The sequence below is a fragment of the Bdellovibrionales bacterium genome, from assembly GCA_018266295.1.
In the GTDB taxonomy this organism is placed as follows: domain Bacteria; phylum Bdellovibrionota; class Bdellovibrionia; order Bdellovibrionales; family Bdellovibrionaceae; genus JACMRP01.
On sequence record JAFEAQ010000009.1, the window covers coordinates 1 to 2,874 of the forward strand.

Here is a 2,874-nt window from a genome sequence, read left to right on the forward strand (position 1 = left end):
AGGGAAACGGCTGATCCCTGTTTCCCTGATCCCGCCGATGAACGATTGAGGCCTGCTGGTGCGGTTAGTCGCATGGCCCCGGGGGCGAGACCCGATCAAGGCCGATTAGAGAGAGGCAGTCTGTCAGATCCGTCGCGTGTGTGCAGGCGTCAGGAAACAAGAGCAGGTAGGCAGGAAAAGAAAACCGGCTTGGCGGCCGGTCATTGGAAAATGGTGCTTGACCGGGAAGTCCTTAGAGTCATGTTAAGCAACGCCCAGTTCTGCGAGGTCAAGTTGAATTGGGACATGGTAGTTGGCGGTGATGAGGCTGGCCCGAAACGATTTGCGGGGATGGATCGTGAGAAGATTGTTCGTAATGGAAATCCGGTCGACCAGGCTGGATGCTTCGTCATAAAACCTCACCTCCGCGACCTTCGTCTCTTTCGTCAGTTGCTTTTGACGGTTCGTGACGCGAACGAATATCTCAGTGTGGCGAGGGTGAACCGCAACGTTTTGCTCCACATGGATCAAGAGTTTCTGTGTCTCTTTGTACTTGATTTGCACGCGCAGGGCCTCGCCTTCTGACTTAATCATTTGGCTTAGCGAGTCGAGTGCAGCGGTAGCGTCCGGCACGAGCAGGTGGAGGGCTTTGAACGTCAGGTCTGTAACTGCCTCAAGCCTTCTTTCGTCGGTAAGGGTGTTGAAATCGTACGACAAACCGCAAACGACGAAGCGATGCCAAGGTTCCCGAGTGTATTCAGACAACTCAATTGTCGTAGCAGGCAACGACGGTGTAACGCACACATACAAATGGTCGGCTCGCCCTATGGATATACCCAGCTCCTCACACTTCATTCCGATACGTTGGCCTAGCGCCACTGCCCCTTTCGGAAAGGAGTACAACTCTGACGTATATCCGGGCATGGACTCCCCAGGGCGTGGAGGTTCATCGCTTTCAAAGTACCGTACATCACGCAATGGCTTTGGTTTAGAAGATGCAAACATGAGCTGCCTTATGTAGAGCTAACCAGCGCTGCGTGGCTATGTCGAGTAGGTGCGATAGCCTGCTGCTGACAGGCGGTTTCTTTCGATGGAGGAGATCGGGCGTCTTAGCGTTCAGAGAACCACTCCATGAACTCCGCCGCCACGTCGGGTGAAAGCTCCAAGACAGCCTCGGCGATCAGTGGTTGCCCTTTCGCTGCGGCAACCGCCGAAAGAGCGCAACGGAGGAAACCCTCATCCCACTTGCGCGAGGAAGCTGCCGCCATTAGCACGGGCAAGCGAGACAAAGCGTCGAAATAGGCGGCAGCAATATCTTCGGGAACCGGAACGTTGTTCTTTGCGCGGCAAATCTCAACCCAGGCCGGAAATTGAAAATAGGAAAAGTCGGCACTCAATGGCGCAGACGCGAGTGCCTCAATGACGTGTGGCACCGCTGCGAACGAAGCAGAGTACACATTGCCTTGGTGTGCCAGGGCACTCCAGATGGAAAACCATGGCTCTTTGTCATCCTCAGACGAGGGGATGTCAGTGAGTTGTTTCAACAAAGCCGGGACGTCCGTGGCGACGCCGTAGGCATGCTGTAGTTCAGACCAACGTGGATCATCAAGCTTAAGCAAAGCACGCCCCCTTTAAGACGCTCAGCACGGAGCTAAGCGGCACTGAATGGCCACGTCGCGCAGCGTCCGGCGACCGAAGCGCGCGAGGTCACGCCGCGGCATGAATACCAATCATGCGTTTGACACGCCACAACATGATGCGAAGGGTGCCGAGATGGGCCACGACATGGTTTTCAAAGCAAGTTGCGCAAAGAGCAATATATGGATCGTACCTAGTGACGAAGCAGACCGTCATTGCGGGTATGCGGGTGTTGCATACGTCGCACGTGGTGTGGTCCCAGGCGCGCGGCGCAATGTGAAAGAGAGACGTGTCAAAGGCCCCTCCGTCATGCTGCACCAACAATCGAATACTGCCATCCTTTTGCGGATACCACCGCTGTTCTGGACTTGAAGGAATGCGCTCTCTTGGAAATTCGACACCTTTAGGCACGATGGCCACGAGCGCGTCCCGAGTCGGGATGCGACTTGGCATCCAGGCCGGGGAAGGTAACACATTGAGTTCTTCATCGGTCATGAGGGGCTGAACTACCTAATGTGGTCCAGTTGACTGGATTGTCGTGTGCAAGCATGTGTCAGTCACACTGACCCGCTCTACCATGGCCACCAACCTTTTCCAGTCTTGCCATAGTTGTCCGCTGCTGTTTCAAACGGATTCTTTGAAGTAAACGCCCCGCCTGATAAGAGATAGGCAGGCAAGAAGAAGGGGCCTGGCGCTTGATATTGATACGTATGCCCAGATTCGTGGCGCCCCAGATTGACCCAATCCGTGTATGGTGGTCCGGTCGGTCCAGCGGCATGGCTCATCGCGGCAATGTGCGGTTGAAGTGCCTGCAGAACAAGACCTGGAAGCCAACCAACGACGCGATGGTGAGCGTCCAGGCGAGTGAGCGAGTCAGCGACGTATCTCCAAGGAGCCAGTGAAGCAGGTTGAGCAAGATAGCGACGACCCAAATCCCGACGGACACTGCCGTGGCGCACAAGGAGAAGAACAGGACTCGAAGTTTTCGCATAGCCATGATTTAGCCTCAGAGGTTGATAACTTGCCGCCCCAAGGCAGTGCTTGACGGGGAAGTCCTTAGAAAATGTTATGCACCAATGGCAATTGCGTGTTCGATGAGCGGCCCATAGTAGCCCTCAAGTAGTTCAGTGACAGATGGAAGCGCATAGTAGGCTTTGTCTTCGGCAACAAAAGAGCGCTCGGACGCAAGGGTGGAGTATTCCTCCAACGATGCGACACGAGAGAGAGGCTCATGTTGAACCTGGCGCCAACACTCAG

At 55.0% G+C, this 2,874-nt stretch carries 3 protein-coding genes; all 3 read right to left on the bottom strand.

Annotated elements, in window-relative coordinates:
• Window positions 1-243 precede the first annotated feature (243 nt).
• On the bottom strand, window positions 244-984 hold the full coding sequence (locus JSU04_07745; GenBank protein MBS1970186.1) for a hypothetical protein: 741 nt from the start codon (window positions 982-984) through the stop codon (window positions 244-246).
• Window positions 985-1,088: 104 nt separating this feature from the next.
• Window positions 1,089-1,598, bottom strand: coding sequence for a hypothetical protein (locus tag JSU04_07750; GenBank protein MBS1970187.1), 510 nt, complete (start codon window positions 1,596-1,598; stop codon window positions 1,089-1,091).
• A gap of 591 nt (window positions 1,599-2,189) precedes the next feature.
• On the bottom strand, window positions 2,190-2,549 hold the full coding sequence (locus tag JSU04_07755) for a hypothetical protein (protein MBS1970188.1): 360 nt from the start codon (window positions 2,547-2,549) through the stop codon (window positions 2,190-2,192).
• Window positions 2,550-2,874 lie beyond the last annotated feature (325 nt).